The following is a 17,814-nucleotide window of genomic DNA, read 5'->3' as shown; positions in this document are numbered from 1 at the left end:
AAAACTGATGGTTCAATAAAAGAGGCTTTAAAAGCCTCTTTTTTACCTACCTTGTACTTGGTGGTCTGGTTGGTCGCACTTCAATCTTACTTGGTAAGGTACGTGGATTTATTTTTAGTAAATTGACTACCAATTCGCCAATATCCTCTATTTGAATTTTCCAAGAATCTTTGTCGTTAGGCACGTTGTTGTTGAAATGGGTGGAAACAGATCCTGGCATTATTGTACTTACCTTAATATCATATTTACGTAAATCTAACATTGCAGCTTGTGTAAAACCTGTAAGACCAAATTTGCTGGCGTTATAAGCCGAACCTCCTTCAAAAAAATTGGTTCCTGCCAAACTTGAAATAGTAATGTAATAGCCTTGGGTATTTTTTAATGCATCACAGCATGCCTTTAAAGTGTAAAATGCCCCTGTAAGATTTGTGTCTATGGTTTCCTGCCATTGTTGATTAGTAATGTTTTCAACCGAACTAAAATAACCTAGTCCTGCATTCGCAATAACAATATCTAATTTCCCAAATGTATCAATTACGTTTATTACGGCATCCACCTGACTTTTGTAGTCACGAACATCCGCCACAATCCCAACAGCCCTCGCAGACGAATTGGTCCCTTCATTAAGCATTTCCGCAGCCTTATTTGTAGAGGATTTACTTCTACCAGTTATTGCAACGTTGATTTCTTCGTTTAACAAGGCACGGGCAATTCCAAATCCTATTCCTTTCGTTCCTCCTGTTATTAGCGCTACTTTACCTTTTAATTTAGTCATAATTATTCTATAATTTTAATATTCTTTTTATCATTAATAATATTTGGTCTAAATGAGATGAATGATGCTCTTAAAAAAGATACCATGCCCAATTATAATTCATATAAGATTAATTTTTAGTCGGTGGATATTCTGAAAATACTTTTGTGACTATTTCATTTAACTTTTCTTCCTTTATCTCCGGTGACGAATTTGGATTGAAGCTACTTTCACTAATGGCTTGCCAGAAAAGTCCATTTTTGTTCTCGTCAACAAAATCAATAATAATTTGTCTGTTAATATTAGATTGTCCTATAGGAATACCGATAGAAACGCCACCTCCTACATTTCCACCACCTCCACCAACGCCAACCCCAACAGAACTGTTTTGGGGTTCTTGGTATTCACTGCTTTTTATATTGATTAAAAAATCTGGATTATCAGATAATACAATTCCTTTTATAGTAAGTTGATTATCAATAGCTTTTAATAACCGTTTAGAATCTAATTCATTTAGACCTGTTTGCATATCTATATAATAGTTGTAGGTTTTGTATACTGTGAAATCTGTTGTTTTTTCAAAATCGTAATTAACTTTGGTAGATGAGCACGAAGAGATAGTCATTACCAAAATTATAATTTGAAGCTTTTTCATGACGGAAAATTTTATTCTAAAGTTAATAAAATAATTATACGAAGCTTATTCGGAAAAGAAGAAACTAATCATTTAACATTTTCCAAAGAATATCTTTTAATTCCGTAAGTCCTTGTTGTGCTATCGAAGATATAAACATATACTTTACAGGAAGCGTTTGATCAAGTTCTGCTTTAAGTTCTGATTTTAATTCTTCATCCAACAAGTCACATTTAGAAATAGCAACAAATCTTTCTTTATCGAGAATTTCTGGATTGTATCTTTTTAGTTCATCCAAAAGAATATTGTATTGTTTACCTATATCATCGGCATCAGCAGGAATCAAAAATAGTAACACAGCATTGCGTTCTATATGACGTAAGAAATAATGACCAAGACCTTTGCCTTCAGCTGCACCTTCAATAATTCCAGGAATATCGGCTATAACAAAAGTTTGGTAATCTCTATACTTTACAATTCCCAAATTAGGTTTAAGCGTAGTAAATTCATAGTCAGCTATTTTTGGCTTTGCTGCTGTTACGACAGAGAGTAAAGTAGACTTTCCAGCATTTGGAAATCCCACTAAACCGACATCAGCCAATACTTTTAGCTCTAAAATTATTTCACGATCTTCCCCAGGGATTCCTGGTTGTGCATATCGAGGTGTTTGATTGGTAGAGCTTTTAAAATGCCAGTTTCCTCGTCCTCCCATACCACCTTCTGCAATTATCTTTTCTTCACCATCTTCTGTAATTTCAAAAATAATTTCGTTGTTTTCTTTGTCTCGGATAACCGTCCCTAAAGGAACATCCATATAGACGTCGGCTCCGTCTGCACCTGTACTTCTTTGTTTGCTTCCGTGTTCTCCATGACCTGCCTTAAAATGTCTTTTAAATTTATAGGTATATAAAGTCCAAAGGCTTGAGTTTCCTCTTATAATTACATGTCCACCACGACCTCCATCTCCTCCATCAGGTCCACCTTTTTCAATATATTTTTCGCGATGTAAGTGTGAAGAACCTTTACCTCCATTACCAGAAGATACTTGTAATTTTACATAGTCAACAAAGTTCCCTTCTGTCATTTTTTGAGTTTAAAGTTTATGTAAGTTTAAAGTTCAAAGTTTAAACTCCATGAAGGTTTTATAATTTATCTATAACTTCACTTAAACGTTCTGTTATTTCAGTAATACTTCCAATACCATCTACTCCAAAATACTTCCCTTGCTTGGAATAGTAGCCTTTTAAAATGGCTGTCTTGCTGTAATATTCTGAAATTCTATTTCTAATGATTGATTCATCTGCATCATCAGGTCTTCCACTAGTTTTACCTCTTTCTAATAATCTTTTAACCAAAACCTCATCATCAACTTCAAGGGCTATCATGGCATTTATCATAGAATCTTTGCTATCCATCAATTCATCTAAAGCCTGTGCTTGTGCATCAGTTCTCGGAAAGCCATCAAAGATAAAACCATTGGCGTCTGCATTCTTTTCAACTTCTGCATTAAGCATATCTATAGTTACTTTATCTGGAACTAATTCGCCTTTATCCATGTATGATTTAGCAAGCATTCCAAGAGCTGTTTCATTTTTTATATTGAAACGAAAAACATCACCTGTTGAAATATGAACAAGGTTATACTTTTCTTTCAAAAAATCGGCTTGTGTTCCCTTGCCTGCTCCCGGAGGTCCAAATAAAACAAGATTAGTAGGATGTTGAACTTTTTGTATTTGATAAATTTCTGGCAAATCTCTTCCTAAACCATCATAATCCAGACCATAACCCACAATAAATTTGTTAGGAATTTCTATCCCAACATAATGTAATTTAAAATCCTTCTTATAAGCTTCTGGTTTATAGAACAAAGTAGCTATTTTTAATTGCTTTACATTTTCGTTTTTAAAAATTCTATGAACTTCTGCAAGCGTATTTCCTGTATCTATTATATCTTCAAGAATGACTACTGTACGTCCAGAAAGGTCTTGAGTAAGGCCAATTAGCCTTTGTATATCTTCGGTAGATCTAACACCTTCATAAGATGCCAATTTTATAAAAGTAACCTCACACGGTTTAGGGTATCTTTTTACAAAATCGCTAACAAACATAAATGACCCATTTAAAATTCCAATAAATACTGGAATCTCGTTTCCTAAATCCTCAGATATCTCTTGAGCTAACCTGTCAATTGCTTTTTCAATTTCGGCTGCAGAAATGAAAGGTTTGAAATATTTATCGTGAAGCTTAATCATTACTAAATACTTGTTTTTGTTAATTCTGTGCAAAGATAATCAATTGCTTTTCTTTAATCAATTAATGGTTTAGATTGTTTATCATTTAATTTTTTCAGAGTGTTTTGATTTGTACTTTTGTGCAAAATATGTAATGCATGAATTATTTTTCATCAAATTTTAAACTTGGAATTCTTGGAGGTGGACAGTTAGGCAAAATGCTACTTTATAGCACGAGAAAATTTGATATTTATACCTGTGTATTAGATCCAAGTGAGCAAGCTCCTTGCAAAATAGCTTGCAACGAATTCCGTCAAGGAGATTTGATGGATTTTGAAACCGTTTACAATTTTGGAAAACTAGTAGATGTTCTAACTATAGAAATTGAAAATGTAAATATTGATGCACTTGAAACGCTTGAAAGAGAAGGTGTAAAAGTATTTCCATCATCAAGAACACTTCAAACAATTCAAAATAAATCTACTCAAAAACTTTTTTACAAAGATCATGATATTCCAACGGCCAATTTTACACGATTTGCCTACACATCAGAGATTAAAGAAGCTGTTAATCATGGTGGTTTAAATTTGCCATTTGTTTGGAAGGCTGCGCAATTTGGTTATGATGGTTATGGCGTAAAAATTATCAGAAATTTAGAAGATTTAACAGGTTTGCCAAATGTTGAATGCATTGCTGAAGAATTAGTTCCTTTTAAAAATGAATTGTCTGTAATAGTTGCAAGAAATCTTGATGGAGAAGTAAAATCTTATCCTGTTGTAGAAATGGAATTTCATCCTGAAGCCAATCAAGTGGAATATGTTATTTGTCCAGCTAGAATTGAAGAAAGCATTGCAAAAAAAGCACGAAACATTGCACTAAAAGTTTCTGATGCTTTTAATCATGTAGGTTTATTGGCTGTAGAAATGTTTCAAACCGAAGAAGATAAAATTTTAGTCAATGAAGTTGCTCCTCGTCCTCATAACTCTGGTCACCATACTATAGAATCGAGTTACACCTCACAGTTTGAACAACATTTAAGAGCCATTTTAAATTTACCTCTTGGAAAAACAGATAACAAAGTTGCAGGAATTATGGTAAATTTGGTTGGTGCAGAAAATTACACGGGCAATGTTATCTATGAGAACATAGAACATATTATGAAGATGGAAGGTGTGACGCCTCACATTTATGGCAAAAAAGAAACACGCCCTTTCAGAAAAATGGGCCATGTAACCATTGTTAATGAAAATATTAAAGAAGCAAGACAAATTGCAGAAAAAGTAAAAAATACAATTAAAGTAATTAGTGAATGATATGGGTAAAGTAGGAATCATCATGGGAAGCAAAAGCGATTTGCCAGTAATGCAAGATGCTATAGATATTTTACAAGGATTTGATATTGAAACTGAAGTCGACATAGTTTCGGCTCATCGAACTCCTGAAAAATTATTTGATTATAGCAAAAATGCACATTCTAGAGGTATTTCAGTTATCATAGCAGGTGCTGGTGGTGCTGCTCATCTTCCTGGAATGGTAGCTTCAATGTCTCCACTTCCTGTAATTGGTGTTCCTGTAAAGAGTAGTAATTCTATTGATGGTTGGGATTCGATTTTATCCATTCTTCAAATGCCAGGAGGTGTTCCTGTAGCGACTGTAGCGCTAAACGGGGCTAAAAATGCCGGTATTCTTGCAGCTCAAATTATAGGTAGTTCAGATAAATGTGTTCTTGATAAAATTTTAGCTTATAAAGAAGGGTTAAAACTAAAGGTTATAGATTCTTCAAAAGATTTAAAAAAATAAACCTCGACTACTGCCAAGGTTTATTGCTATTAATCAAATTCTCATATGGCTAACCAACCAACTTATGAAAAAACTCTAGGCAAAAATACAATTATTTATTATTCATGCATAATAATTTTTCAAATTAACACACTATTAACTTATGAATATTCTATTCGGAAAATTTAACACTCCTTTCTGTACAGCACCTTTTTCTAAAATAAAAAATGAAGATTTTTTGCCAGCTTTTAAAAATGCCATTGAGACTGCAAAACAAGAAATTGATTTTATAGTTAAAAACTCTGAAGAACCAAACTTTATCAATACTATTGAAGCTTTAGAATTCTCTGGAGAACAACTGGATAGGATTTCAAGTTTATTTTTTAATCTAAATTCTGCTGAAACTAATGATGAAATTCAAAAAATAGCTCAAGAAGTATCACCTTTATTATCAGAATTCAGTAACGATATTACATTAAATAAAGATTTGTTCAAGCGTGTAAAAGCAGTTTATGAGATAAAAGACAATTTAAATCTAACAACAGAACAAGACAGATTATTAGAAAAAAAATATAAAAGCTTTTCCAGAAATGGTGCTAATCTTCCAGAAGATAAAAAGCTAAAACTTCGTGAAATTGATAAAGAATTAAGCAAACTTAAACTAACATTTGGTGAGAATGTTTTGGCTGAAACCAACAAGTTTGAGTTACATATTACCAACGAAAATGATTTGTCTGGATTACCTGAAGGTGCTAAAGAGGCAGCAAAACAATTGGCAGAAAGTAAAGGAGAAAATAGTTGGTTAATCACTTTAGATTATCCGAGCTACATTCCTTTTATGACCTATGCAGATAACCGAGAATTGCGGAAAAAACTTGCTATAGCATTTGGTGCTAAAGGATTTAAAAATGATACTCTAGATAATCAGGATAACGTTTTGCAGATTACAAAGTTGCGTCATAAACGTGCGAATTTATTGGGTTATAAAACCCACGCCCATTTTGTATTGGAAGAACGCATGGCAAAAAATCCAGACACAGTACAGACATTTCTAAATGATTTGTTAGAAAAAGCTAAACCTGCAGCAGAACGGGAATTTATCAATCTTCAAAATATTGCCAAAGAACTAGATGGAATTGATCAACTTCAAAAGTGGGATTCAGCGTATTATTCGGAAAAGTTGAAACAGAAGCTTTTTGATTTGGGTGATGAAAAGCTCAAACCCTATTTCAAGTTGGAAAATGTAGTAAATGGTGTTTTTATCATTGCAAAAAAATTATATGGTTTACAATTTGAGGAAATTGATACAATCGACAAATATCATGAAGATGTTTTAACGTATAAGGTAATTAATGATAAAGGCGAGTTTGTATCTATTTTTTATGCAGATTTCTTTCCTAGACCTGGAAAACGAAATGGAGCTTGGATGACCTCTTATAAACCACAGTTTATTAAGAATGGTGAAAATAGTCGACCACACATTTCAATAGTATGCAACTTTACAAAACCAACAAAAACTAAACCTTCGTTATTAACCTTTAATGAGGTCACAACTTTATTTCACGAATTTGGTCATGCACTGCACGGTATGCTCGCCAATACTACTTATCCGAGTTTGTCAGGAACAAACGTATTTTGGGATTTTGTTGAATTACCAAGTCAGATACTTGAAAACTGGTGTTACGAAAAAGAAGCTTTAGAACTATTTGCTACACATTATGAAACTGGCGAAGTCATTCCAATGGATTTGATTACTAAAATAAAAGAATCTTCAACATTTCATGAAGGCATGCAAACCTTACGTCAGTTAAGTTTTGGTTTGTTGGATATGAGTTGGCACGGACAAGATCCAACAGATATTGATGATGTTAAAGCAGTTGAACGAAGAGCTTTTAAGAATACACAACTTTACCCTGATGTTAAAACAAACTGCATGAGCACGTCATTCTCTCATATTTTTCAAGGTGGTTATTCTTCTGGATATTATAGCTACAAATGGGCCGAAGTTTTAGATGCTGATGCTTTTGAATTCTTTAAAGAGCAAGGTATTTTTAATAAGAGTGTAGCTCAAAAATTTAAAGATAATGTATTGTCAAAAGGAGATACGGAAGATCCAATGACTTTATATAAACGTTTTCGAGGAAAAGAACCACAAGCAGAAGCTTTATTAAGACGTGCCGGTTTGATAGAAAAATGAATTCTATAAACCTTTAATGTAAGAATACATTCTTTCCCTTGTTTTATTATATGGCATTTTACCATATCCTGCCATCATATTGTCTACCATATGATGTGGTTTTGATGTACCAGGAATTACACAATTAACAAGCTCATTAGACAGTATGAACTTTAAAAAGAATTGTCCCCAACTGTTTATATCAAAATCCTTTGCCCATTGCGGAATTTCCTTCCCTTTTACTCTTCTAAATAGAGTACCTCCTTCAAAGGGACGATTAATTAAAACTGCTGTATTATTTTTTCTAATAGTTTCAAACAGTGATTCTTCAGCATGTCGAGAAATGATTGAATAGTTAAACTGAACAAAATCTGGCTTTTCAGATTTTATAATTTTTTCAAGTTGAGAATGTGAAGCATCTGTGTAATGCGTAATTCCCCAATATTTTATTTTACTTTGTTCTTTCCAATTTTTAAGGGTTTTTACATGAACCTTCCAATCTAATAAATTATGTATTTGCAACAGATCCATCTGGTTTCTACGCATACTTTTAAAAGAGTTTTGCATTTGATTAATTCCAGCTTCTTTTCCACTCGTCCAAACCTTGGTTGCATAAAAAAATGTATTTATAAAATTGCTGCTGTCGGTCAACTCGCCTACAACACGTTCTGAACTTCCATACATCGGAGATGAATCTATAACCAATCCACCAAGTTTGTTCATTTCTATTAAAACTTCCGTTAATACATCTCTTTTAGATTCAGAATTACCGACATCAAAAGATTGCCAAGTGCCTAAACCAACTATTGGCAACAGTTGATTGGATGAAGGAATTTTTCGGTGCAAAATATTTTCTTTAAAATTAAATGATAGTAATGAAGGTGCTAGACAAAAGCCTAATCCTGCTAGTCCTGATATTTTCAAAATTTCTCTTCTGTTGTAGAACAAATTATTCATGTTCTAAATTATTTAAACAAAATAAACTTTCTATAATTATTGAAAGTTTTAAAATAACGAAAATGAATTACAACATCTTAACATACTGTATTTTCATTCCAATCATATTTTATAAAATAATTAAAGTTGGTTGGCTATTTTATAGTCATGGTGAAATCTTTCTACTTAACTTATTTCAGCAAAAAAAATCGATTGTAAAAAATATAAACAACATATTACTAATGGGTTATTATCGAATAAATCTGGGCTACGCAATCATAACAATATCTTATTGGGAAAAAATTAATTCATTTTCAGAAACAATCAACTCAATCACTTATCATTTAGGCATAATCATTATTGGTTTAGCATTACTACACTACAACAATATCATATGCCTTTCATACATAATAAAATCAAAAAAATTAAAACAATAAATCATGGAAAATCAAAAATTATTATCGGCTACTTATTATACTTACCTATTGTTATAATACTAACAGTCTATGTTTCTAAAATGCTATTCAAAAATGACAGACTACTTATGATAGACATTTTCAAACGTAAAGAAGATATTGCAAAAGCTACAAACAAACTTTTTGAAATAGGCTTCTACCTAATAAACATTGGTTGGGCTATATTAATTCTTAAAATTTCTTACAATAGTAACCATGAAATGAGCTATCAAACCTTGATAGAAATTTTAAGTAAAAAATAGACGGATTTTCTATCTATTTAGGTACAATGCTTTTTTTGAATTTATTTTTCTTCTTTAGAGTAAGGCGTATTTCCAGAAAATCACATAATCTTACAGAAAAACAGGTGTGATTCAATAAAGAAACCAAAATTCACTTTTTTATCCTATTTTTGACAAAAGCTGAAAACAGAAAAATGTCAGACAATCAAATAAATCCTGATAAGTGGGTTGATCTTTACTCCGACTATTTGTATAATTATACAATTTCTAGAGTAAATGATAGCAATATTGCAAAAGATTTGGTTCAGGATACATTTTTAGCTGGGTTAAAATCCATGAAAAACTTTAAGGGAGAAGCTACCGAACGTACATGGTTAATTTCTATACTAAAGAGAAAAATTATTGATCACTATCGTAAAATAAATTCTAATAAAGGAAAAGCCGAGGTTAGAATGAATTACAATAGTGATACAGAAAGTGAAGGAGATTGGCTTGAAGAAAGAGTAGCTGATCCTTTTGATAAAACTGCAGAAGATAAACTTCAAAACAATGAACTTGGTGAAGCGATTATGGATTGTTTGAGTAAACTACCTGCAAAACATGCGCAAATATTCACAATGAAAACAATTCAGAACTACGATACAGAAGTCATTTGTAATGAATTAAATATCACAGCGTCTAACCTTTGGGTAATCATCCATAGAGCTAGAACTGCAATGACTGCGTGCTTAAAAGAAAACTGGTTTTAAAATGAGTGACAAAAAATATAAATTATTTGTATCCTGTGATGTTGCAAATCATGTTTGTGACAAAACACAATACAATGAGGCATCACTTTGGGAAAAGATAAAGCTCAATATACATTTAGTGTATTGTAAGGCCTGTAGAAAATACACTCAAAATAATCAAAAGCTTACCAAGGCTGTTAAAGAATCTGAAGTACAATGTTTAGATGTTACTTCCAAAGAAATTATAAAACAACACATTACAACCGAACTAGAAAAGCATCAATACTAATATAATAATAGAGTTAAAAGCATCCAAGCAATTGGTAACCCTTCTACCCAAAAGGCACTATAATATTTTCCTTGATTCTTTCTACAAAAACCAATAAATAACATAGTTATAAAACTAATTAACATTAGAGCTATGATTTGAGAAAGTTGTATTTCATCTTTAAAGAATTCTATAAAAAAGAATACCATTAAAATTACAATTCCTATAATTTTAGTTTGTTTTATACCAATTTTTTGTGGTATGGTAGAAAGTTTTAAATCATCATATTGCAAATCTCTAATTTCAAATGGAAGCATTAATGCAATTACAAATAGAAATCGCTGAAAAGCCGTTATCCAAACATCTGTATTTAAAATGTGATTATTGATTATAACGGGAAGTAGAACTGTTACTCCTGCCCAAACCAATGCAATCACATATACTTTCAGTCCGCTAATATCTCTTAAGTTTCTATGTTCGTCTAAATACACTTTTTTTGGCAAAAAAGGAATAGCATAAAAAAAAGTTAGTATGCCAAAAATTGAAATGATAAGCAATATTTTTAGAGGTAGCTTAAGCGTAAAATAACACATGGCCAAAAAACATAATAAGGAGAAAAGCTGTATCTGCTTTAGCCATCTTGTTAAATGCCTATGATGCCAATTTGCTAGACCATAATACTTTACAAAATTATAACCGGTGATTGAAGCAAAAAATATAAAAAAAAGCAAGTCTTTGTTTAATATTAAACCAAATTCTAGAAAAGTAACATAAGTTATCGCTACAACCGTAAAAGCTACATGAATACTACTATTTAGATAAAAATCCAGTACTTGTTTTAGCAAACGCATACTACAAAAATAAATAAACTGTTAATAAAGACTTTAATTGGTTAAAAACTTTCATTTTCATTAACTAAAAAACTTGAATTATTCCGTAATTTTGCCCTTCAAAACACTACAACTTTAGTATGAATACAAATGCTTTTGCACTTCGTCATATTGGTCCAAGTCAAGAAGATCAAACAGAAATGTTGAAAACCATAGGAGTTGAATCTTTAGACCAGCTCATTTCCGAAACCATTCCAGATGACATTAGATTACAAAATGGATTGAATTTGGACGAACCAATGTCAGAAAATGAATATCTAATTCACATTCATAATCTTTCTAAAAAAAATAAAGCATACAAGACTTATATCGGTTTAGGGTACCATCCAACCATTATGCCAGCAGTAATACAGCGTAATATTTTAGAAAATCCAAGTTGGTACACAGCTTATACTCCATATCAAGCAGAAATTGCTCAAGGGCGTTTAGAAGCACTGTTGAATTTTCAAACCATGATCACAGACCTAACAGGTATGGAAATTGCTAACGCTTCGCTTCTGGATGAAAGTACAGCTGCTGCAGAAGCGATGAGCTTACTATTTGCCGTAAGAGAAAGAGACCAAAAGAAGGCAAATATTAATAAGTTTTTTGTTTCAGATAATATTTTACCTCAAACCTTATCATTATTAAAAACTAGGTCAAATCCTATAGGTATTGAATTAGTAGTTGGCAAAGAAGATTCCTTTAACTTTTCTTCAGACTTTTTTGGTGCTATACTTCAATATCCAGGAAAACATGGTGAGATCACTGATATTAAATCATTTATTGAAAAAGCCAAAAACGCTCAAATAAAAGTTGCAGTTGCTGCAGACCTTTTAAGTTTAGTAAAGCTTGAAGCTCCCGGTAAATTTGGTGCAGATGTAGTTGTAGGCACGACACAACGCTTCGGGATTCCTATGGGTTTTGGTGGTCCTCATGCAGCATATTTTGCCACCCAAGAAAATTACAAACGCGATATTCCTGGTAGAATTATAGGAGTTACAAAAGACACTAATGGCAATAGAGCACTACGTATGGCTTTACAAACACGTGAACAACATATAAAAAGAGACAAAGCAACTTCAAATATTTGTACTGCTCAAGTTCTATTGGCAGTTATGGCAGGAATGTATGCTGTTTATCATGGACCAAAAGGTTTAAAACATATTGCAAACAAAGTGCATAACAACGCATCAACTCTTGCAGAAAATTTAGAGAAACTAGGTTTTAAACAAGTCAATTCATCATTTTTTGACACTTTACAAATTAAAACTGATGCAAAAAAAATAAAGCAAATAGCTAAAGAGAAAAAAGTTAATTTCTATTATCCCGATGATGAAACTGTAACATTTTCATTGAATGAAACCAACACAGTAAGAGATCTAAATTACATTCTTACCATTTTTGCTGAAGCTGCTAATAAGGAAACAATAGTGTTAGATTCAATTTCTAATAAGACAACTATTTCTGAAAAATCACAAAGACAATCAGATTTTCTTACACTACCAGTATTTAACTCCTACCATTCTGAAACCCAGTTAATGCGTTACATCAAAAAGTTAGAGCGTAAAGATTTATCATTAAACCATTCTATGATATCGCTTGGATCTTGTACAATGAAATTAAATGCTGCTTCGGAAATGTTACCATTGAGTTGGTTCAAATGGGGGAAAATCCATCCGTTTGCACCTACAAAACAAGTAAAGGGATATCACACTGTTTTAAAAAAATTGGAAGACCAATTAACTGAAATTACAGGTTTCGCAGCAACATCCTTACAGCCTAATTCTGGCGCACAAGGAGAATTTGCCGGATTAATGGTCATAAAAGCATATCATGAATCTCGAGGAGACCATCATAGAAATATTTGTTTGATTCCATCATCAGCACATGGTACAAATCCTGCAAGTGCGGTTATGGCTGGCATGAAGGTTGTGGTAACAAAATCTACTGATAAAGGGAACATCGATGTTGAAGATTTAAGGGAGAAAGCAGAACATTATAAAGACGATCTCTCCTGTTTAATGGTCACTTATCCTTCTACACATGGTGTTTACGAATCTGCCATAAAAGAAATAACTAAAATAATTCATGATAATGGTGGACAGGTTTATATGGATGGTGCCAATATGAATGCACAAGTAGGTTTGACTAACCCAGGAAATATTGGTGCAGATGTTTGTCATCTAAACCTGCATAAAACTTTTGCTATACCTCATGGTGGTGGTGGACCAGGTGTTGGTCCTATTTGTGTTGCAAAACAATTAGTTCCTTTTTTACCAGGAAATCCAATTAAAAAAACTGGAGGTGAAAAGGCTATAACCGCTATATCTGCAGCACCTTATGGTTCTGCATTAGCTTGTTTAATTTCTTATGGTTATATCAAAATGTTAGGCGCTGAAGGCCTAACAGAATCTACTAAAATTGCTATTTTAAATGCTAATTATATAAAAACCAGATTAGAGGGAAGTTTTAATACTTTATATTCAGGTGAACGTGGTCGAGCAGCCCACGAAATGATTGTAGATTGCAGACCATTTAAAGTACATGGTGTTGAAGTGACAGATATTGCAAAACGATTAATGGATTATGGTTTTCATGCTCCAACTGTTTCATTTCCAGTAGCAGGAACTTTAATGATTGAACCGACAGAAAGTGAAAGCAAACAAGAAATTGATAGGTTTTGTGATGCGATGATTTCAATAAAAAAGGAAATTGAAAATATATCTAAAGAAGACTCTAACAATGTTTTAACAAATGCACCTCATACTCTAGATATGATCACTTCTGATGAATGGTTGATGCCATACACAAGAGAGCAAGCTGCTTATCCTTTAGATTTTGTAAAAGACAATAAATTTTGGCCGAGTGTAAGACGTGTAGATGATGCATACGGCGATCGAAATTTAATGTGCACTTGTGCTCCAATGGAAGAGTATATTAATGCCTAAAATGCTGTTTTGAACGTCGTAAAAAAGAACAAATATAAATTCACCTTTTAAATAAATGCTTTTATATTCGTTATGCATAAATCTTTTAAGGTAAATTAATTTTCATGAACATTAAAATTACTGGTACAGGCAGTTATATCCCAAACACCGTTGAAAAGAATGAAAACTTTCATCAACACGAATTTTTAAATTCAGATGGATCTACAATAGAACATGCCAATGAAGTTATTGTGGAAAAGTTTAAAGCCATAACTGGTATTGATGAACGCCGTTATGCAAAAGGACATTTAACCTCTTCCGATTTAGGTTTTTTTGCAGCTGAAAAAGCCATTGCTGATGCCAATATTGATCCTGAAACCATTGATTACATTATTGTAGCCCATAATTTTGGTGATGTAAAAACAAACACAATTCAAAGTGATTTGCTGCCTTGTTTAGCTTCACGAGTAAAACATAGTTTACGAATAAAAAATCCAAAATGTGTAGCCTACGATATTCTCTTTGGATGTCCAGGCTGGATTGAAGGTGTTATTCAAGCTCAAGCGTTTATAAAAGCAGGTATGGCAAAACGCTGTTTAGTAATAGGCTCTGAAACACTTTCAAGAGTTGTGGACAAACACGATAGAGATTCCATGATTTATTCTGATGGTGCTGGAGCAACAATTATTGAAGCCGTTAATGAGGAAGGTGGAATTTTAACCCATGAGACTGCCAGTTTCACTTATGATGAAGCTTATTACCTGTACTTTGGCAACTCCAATAAGCAAGAGCTTTGTAGAGATACTAGGTATATCAAAATGCATGGCAGAAAAATATATGAATTTGCATTAAACAATGTACCAAATGCCATGAAAACATGTTTAGACAATAGTGGTTTTTCTATTGATGATGTCAAGAAGATATTTATCCATCAAGCCAATGAAAAGATGGACGAAGCCATTATTAAACGTTTTTATAGACTTTACAAAACAAATGCTCCAGAACATATTATGCCTATGAGTATTAATAAATTGGGTAATAGTTCGGTAGCTACTGTTCCTACATTATTTGATTTAGTTAAAAACAACAAATTAAAAAATCATAGCTTATCTAAAGGTGATGTTATTATATTTGCAAGTGTTGGTGCAGGTATGCACATCAATGCCATTGTTTACAAGTATTAATAATGTACGAAAAGAGTTATCCTGAAAAACGGTTTAGATACACTATTCGATTCTTAAAAAAACATATTCCAGAAAATTCTTCAATATTAGATTTAGGAGTTGAAAATCCATTGTCTAAAATTATGAAAGATGAAGGGTTTACAGTTAAAAATACCAAAGGTGAAGATTTAGATATTGATATTTCTATAGTTACAAATTCTAAAGCAGAAGTTATTACAGCTTTCGAGATATTTGAACATCTTCTGTCTCCTTTCACTGTTTTAAAGAATATTAAAGCTAAAAAACTTGTTGCTAGTGTTCCGCTTAAATTGTGGTTTGCATCTGCTTATAGAAGCAAAACAGATATGTTAGATAGGCATTATCATGAATTTGAAGATTGGCAATTTGATTGGCTTTTGGAAAAATCTGGTTGGAAAATAATTGCTAGTGAAAAATGGACTAATCCAACTAAAAAAATAGGTGTCAGACCTATTTTACGTTGGTTTACTCCGAGATATTACATTGTTTACGCAGAAAGAGTTTGAGTTTGAACTTCTACATAATCATACCAGCACATAACGAGCAAGATTCTATCGCTGATACTCTAGAATCTTTAATAAATCAATCTTTACAACCAAAAGAAATTGTTGTAGTTAATGACAATTCAACAGATGCTACCAAAGATGTTATAAATAGGTACGTTAAATTGTATTCTTGGATCAATCTAGTCAATAATACGTCCTCCATTGAGCATTTACCTGGTTCTAAAATTATTAATGCTTTTTATAAAGGTTATCAGATCCTGGATGATAATTATGATATAATTTGCAAGTTTGATGCTGATTTAATTTTTCCGTATAATTATTTAGAAACACTTTCAAATCATTTCAATAAAAACTCAAAATTAGGCATGGCTTCTGGATTTTGTTATATTCAAAAAAATGAAGAATGGGTTTTAGAAAATTTAACCAGAAAAGATCATATTAGAGGAGCTTTGAAAGCATATAGAAAGGAATGCTTTTTACAAATTGGAAAACTGAAACCTTCTATGGGTTGGGATACTGTTGATGAGTTACTGGCTAAATTTTATGGTTGGGAAATTTTAACTGATGAAAATTTAAAAGTAAAACACTTAAAGCCCACTGGATATAGCTATAACAAGGCTTCAAAACATCTTCAAGGTGAAGCCATGTACAAATTGCGATATGGTTTCTTAATTACTTTAATTTCAGCAATAAAGTTGGCTTATAAAAAAGGGAGTTTTAAACTTTTTAAAGATTATATCTCTGGTTATTTCAAAGCTAAAAAAAATAAAATTGAGTTTTTAGTTACTGAAGAACAAGGGAAGTTTATCAGGAATTTAAGATGGAAAGGCATCATAAAAAAAGAGGTTTAACAAAATTTGGTAAACCTCTTTTTTGAATTGCTGACAAGTAGCTAGTTTTCAGAACTCACAACAAAACGTTTTATAAATTTATTTCCAGTTCTATTATCTATAATTTGAACAAAATAAACGCCATCCAAGTAATTGCTTACATTTAGATTAGCCTTATCATTAAGCAATGATCTTCTATTATATTGCTGATCAAATAATCTAATTTGTTGCAAATTGAATATGCTAATTCTTACATCTCGAGATCCAAAATCCTTTAAATCTATAGTGACATCTCCCTTTGTTGGATTTGGATAAATAGCGATTCTACTGGAAGCTGCATTTCTCACAACAATTATTGAATTTGACAAGCTATAACAACCAACCAAATCAGCAGCATTTCCATCAACTTCAGCTCCTTCCAAACCATCCTCATAACTCAAATGCCAGATAAGGCAATTTCCTGCTGGAGCTTCATCAAAATTAACATCATAAGGAGAATCTGGCAATGCTAAAATAATACCATCCTCATCTGTTATGACCCATTGAGAATTTGTTCCAACATTATCAGAAAGTGTAATGGAATCTTCAGGAATAATATCTGCTTCACCGTCACCAACTGTGAAAGTAAAAGTATTGTCTTCTCCGCCTGATATTGTTCCTCCTTCCGTGTGTTTTCTAGTAACAGTAATGGGGTTTGATAATGCATAACAACCCATTAATTCACTTGCATTTGTTACACCATCAAAGCTTACGTTGTCTTCATAGCCAAGATGCCATACTAAACAGGTTCCTGCCGGTGCTTCGTCAAAATTAACATCATAAGGCGTTGCTGGCAATCCTAATATATTGCCTTGGTCGTCGGTAACTACCCAAGCTTCATTTGTGCTGCTATTGCCAGACAATGTTATGGCGTCTGCAGGAATATTATCAGCCTCTCCATCACCAACACAGAACTCGAAAGGTCCGCCTTCCAATACGCCTGCCGTTGGCTGTGCATATCTATTTACTGTTATTGGATTTGATAATGCATAACAACCCATTAATTCACTTGCATTTGTTACACCATCAAAGCTTACGTTGTCTTCATAGCCAAGATGCCATACTAAACAGGTTCCTGCCGGTGCTTCGTCAAAATTAACATCATATGGCGTTGCTGGCAATCCCAATATATTGCCTTGGTCGTCGGTAACTACCCAGGCTTCATTTGTGCTGCTATTGCCAGACAATGTTATGGCGTCTGCAGGAATATTATCAGCCTCTCCATCACCAACACA

General features: G+C 32.6%; 17 protein-coding genes. 10 read left to right on the top strand and 7 right to left on the bottom strand.

Translation table 11 applies throughout. From position 1 onward, the window contains the following. Positions 1–46: 46 nt before the first annotated feature. The 4 genes from AAFP94_RS14630 to AAFP94_RS14615 all read right to left on the bottom strand — a co-directional run bounded on the left by AAFP94_RS14630 (position 47) and on the right by AAFP94_RS14615 (position 3,640). A complete protein-coding gene (locus AAFP94_RS14630; protein WP_409629074.1) occupies positions 47–775 on the bottom strand; it encodes an SDR family oxidoreductase in 729 nt (242 codons plus the stop codon). Positions 776–884: 109 nt separating this feature from the next. Then, complete coding sequence (locus AAFP94_RS14625; protein WP_409629071.1) at positions 885–1,409, bottom strand: DUF4136 domain-containing protein; 525 nt, start codon at positions 1,407–1,409, stop codon at positions 885–887. Positions 1,410–1,473: 64 nt separating this feature from the next. Continuing rightward, positions 1,474–2,472 carry a GTPase ObgE gene (gene obgE / locus AAFP94_RS14620; RefSeq protein WP_409629068.1) on the bottom strand — a complete coding sequence of 333 codons (999 nt, stop codon included), beginning with the start codon at positions 2,470–2,472 and terminating at the stop codon, positions 1,474–1,476. A gap of 58 nt (positions 2,473–2,530) precedes the next feature. Then, positions 2,531–3,640 (bottom strand): adenylate kinase, encoded by a 1,110-nt coding sequence (locus tag AAFP94_RS14615; RefSeq protein WP_409629065.1) that lies wholly within the window; start codon positions 3,638–3,640, stop codon positions 2,531–2,533. Positions 3,641–3,777: 137 nt separating this feature from the next. Between AAFP94_RS14615 and AAFP94_RS14610 the strand changes: the two genes are divergently transcribed. The 3 genes from AAFP94_RS14610 (at position 3,778) to AAFP94_RS14600 (ending at position 7,595) form a co-directional block, all read left to right on the top strand. Further along, positions 3,778–4,932, top strand: a complete 1,155-nt coding sequence (locus tag AAFP94_RS14610; protein ID WP_409629061.1) for a 5-(carboxyamino)imidazole ribonucleotide synthase — start codon at positions 3,778–3,780, stop codon at positions 4,930–4,932. A 1-nt stretch (position 4,933) separates the two neighbouring features. Further along, positions 4,934–5,419 carry a 5-(carboxyamino)imidazole ribonucleotide mutase gene (purE, locus tag AAFP94_RS14605; protein WP_409629058.1) on the top strand — a complete coding sequence of 162 codons (486 nt, stop codon included), beginning with the start codon at positions 4,934–4,936 and terminating at the stop codon, positions 5,417–5,419. Between the two features lie 142 nt (positions 5,420–5,561). After that, on the top strand, positions 5,562–7,595 hold the full coding sequence (locus AAFP94_RS14600) for a M3 family metallopeptidase (RefSeq protein WP_409629055.1): 2,034 nt from the start codon (positions 5,562–5,564) through the stop codon (positions 7,593–7,595). 3 nt (positions 7,596–7,598) lie between these two features. Here the strand turns inward: AAFP94_RS14600 and AAFP94_RS14595 are convergent, their stop codons facing one another. Further along, a complete protein-coding gene (locus AAFP94_RS14595; RefSeq protein ID WP_409629052.1) occupies positions 7,599–8,531 on the bottom strand; it encodes an aldo/keto reductase in 933 nt (310 codons plus the stop codon). 523 nt (positions 8,532–9,054) lie between these two features. On the opposite strand from AAFP94_RS14595, the gene AAFP94_RS14590 reads away from it, so the two are divergent. The 3 genes from AAFP94_RS14590 to AAFP94_RS14580 all read left to right on the top strand — a co-directional run bounded on the left by AAFP94_RS14590 (position 9,055) and on the right by AAFP94_RS14580 (position 10,224). Beyond that, positions 9,055–9,228, top strand: coding sequence for a hypothetical protein (locus AAFP94_RS14590; protein ID WP_409629049.1), 174 nt, complete (start codon positions 9,055–9,057; stop codon positions 9,226–9,228). A gap of 173 nt (positions 9,229–9,401) precedes the next feature. After that, on the top strand, positions 9,402–9,956 hold the full coding sequence (locus tag AAFP94_RS14585) for a sigma-70 family RNA polymerase sigma factor (protein WP_409629046.1): 555 nt from the start codon (positions 9,402–9,404) through the stop codon (positions 9,954–9,956). A 1-nt stretch (position 9,957) separates the two neighbouring features. Beyond that, positions 9,958–10,224 (top strand): hypothetical protein, encoded by a 267-nt coding sequence (locus AAFP94_RS14580; RefSeq protein WP_409629044.1) that lies wholly within the window; start codon positions 9,958–9,960, stop codon positions 10,222–10,224. On the opposite strand, the gene AAFP94_RS14575 is transcribed toward AAFP94_RS14580, so the two are convergent. Further along, complete coding sequence (locus AAFP94_RS14575) at positions 10,221–11,054, bottom strand: UbiA prenyltransferase family protein (protein ID WP_409629042.1); 834 nt, start codon at positions 11,052–11,054, stop codon at positions 10,221–10,223. The genes AAFP94_RS14580 and AAFP94_RS14575 overlap by 4 nt on opposite strands. Before the next feature lie 119 nt (positions 11,055–11,173). Here AAFP94_RS14575 and gcvP point away from each other — a divergent pair, with 119 nt between their 5' ends. The 4 genes from gcvP (at position 11,174) to AAFP94_RS14555 (ending at position 16,561) form a co-directional block, all read left to right on the top strand. Continuing rightward, the gene (gene gcvP / locus AAFP94_RS14570; RefSeq protein ID WP_409629039.1) at positions 11,174–14,023 is read left to right on the top strand and encodes an aminomethyl-transferring glycine dehydrogenase; all 2,850 of its coding nucleotides are present in this window, start codon (positions 11,174–11,176) and stop codon (positions 14,021–14,023) included. Positions 14,024–14,127: 104 nt separating this feature from the next. Beyond that, the gene (locus AAFP94_RS14565; RefSeq protein ID WP_409629036.1) at positions 14,128–15,186 is read left to right on the top strand and encodes a 3-oxoacyl-ACP synthase III family protein; all 1,059 of its coding nucleotides are present in this window, start codon (positions 14,128–14,130) and stop codon (positions 15,184–15,186) included. 2 nt (positions 15,187–15,188) lie between these two features. Further along, a complete protein-coding gene (locus AAFP94_RS14560) occupies positions 15,189–15,710 on the top strand; it encodes a class I SAM-dependent methyltransferase (RefSeq protein WP_409629033.1) in 522 nt (173 codons plus the stop codon). Between the two features lie 2 nt (positions 15,711–15,712). Then, positions 15,713–16,561, top strand: coding sequence for a glycosyltransferase family 2 protein (locus tag AAFP94_RS14555; protein WP_409629030.1), 849 nt, complete (start codon positions 15,713–15,715; stop codon positions 16,559–16,561). A 41-nt stretch (positions 16,562–16,602) separates the two neighbouring features. Here AAFP94_RS14555 and AAFP94_RS14550 read toward each other — a convergent pair. Continuing rightward, positions 16,603–17,814: T9SS type A sorting domain-containing protein (locus AAFP94_RS14550; protein WP_409629027.1), on the bottom strand; the 1,212-nt coding region annotated here is incomplete at its 5' end.

This window comes from Gilvirhabdus luticola, assembly GCF_040117515.1.
GTDB lineage: Bacteria > Bacteroidota > Bacteroidia > Flavobacteriales > Flavobacteriaceae > Gilvirhabdus > Gilvirhabdus luticola.
This window is presented reverse-complemented; position numbering and strand designations above follow the sequence as displayed.

Coding starts and splice junctions, on each gene's coding strand:
- AAFP94_RS14630 (WP_409629074.1), bottom strand. CDS start 775: ATGACTAAATTAAAAGGTAAAGTAGCGCTAATAACAGGAGGAACGAAA.
- AAFP94_RS14625 (WP_409629071.1), bottom strand. CDS start 1,409: ATGAAAAAGCTTCAAATTATAATTTTGGTAATGACTATCTCTTCGTGC.
- obgE (WP_409629068.1), bottom strand. CDS start 2,472: ATGACAGAAGGGAACTTTGTTGACTATGTAAAATTACAAGTATCTTCT.
- AAFP94_RS14615 (WP_409629065.1), bottom strand. CDS start 3,640: ATGATTAAGCTTCACGATAAATATTTCAAACCTTTCATTTCTGCAGCC.
- AAFP94_RS14610 (WP_409629061.1), top strand. CDS start 3,778: ATGAATTATTTTTCATCAAATTTTAAACTTGGAATTCTTGGAGGTGGA.
- purE (WP_409629058.1), top strand. CDS start 4,934: ATGGGTAAAGTAGGAATCATCATGGGAAGCAAAAGCGATTTGCCAGTA.
- AAFP94_RS14600 (WP_409629055.1), top strand. CDS start 5,562: ATGAATATTCTATTCGGAAAATTTAACACTCCTTTCTGTACAGCACCT.
- AAFP94_RS14595 (WP_409629052.1), bottom strand. CDS start 8,531: ATGAATAATTTGTTCTACAACAGAAGAGAAATTTTGAAAATATCAGGA.
- AAFP94_RS14590 (WP_409629049.1), top strand. CDS start 9,055: ATGATAGACATTTTCAAACGTAAAGAAGATATTGCAAAAGCTACAAAC.
- AAFP94_RS14585 (WP_409629046.1), top strand. CDS start 9,402: ATGTCAGACAATCAAATAAATCCTGATAAGTGGGTTGATCTTTACTCC.
- AAFP94_RS14580 (WP_409629044.1), top strand. CDS start 9,958: ATGAGTGACAAAAAATATAAATTATTTGTATCCTGTGATGTTGCAAAT.
- AAFP94_RS14575 (WP_409629042.1), bottom strand. CDS start 11,054: ATGCGTTTGCTAAAACAAGTACTGGATTTTTATCTAAATAGTAGTATT.
- gcvP (WP_409629039.1), top strand. CDS start 11,174: ATGAATACAAATGCTTTTGCACTTCGTCATATTGGTCCAAGTCAAGAA.
- AAFP94_RS14565 (WP_409629036.1), top strand. CDS start 14,128: ATGAACATTAAAATTACTGGTACAGGCAGTTATATCCCAAACACCGTT.
- AAFP94_RS14560 (WP_409629033.1), top strand. CDS start 15,189: ATGTACGAAAAGAGTTATCCTGAAAAACGGTTTAGATACACTATTCGA.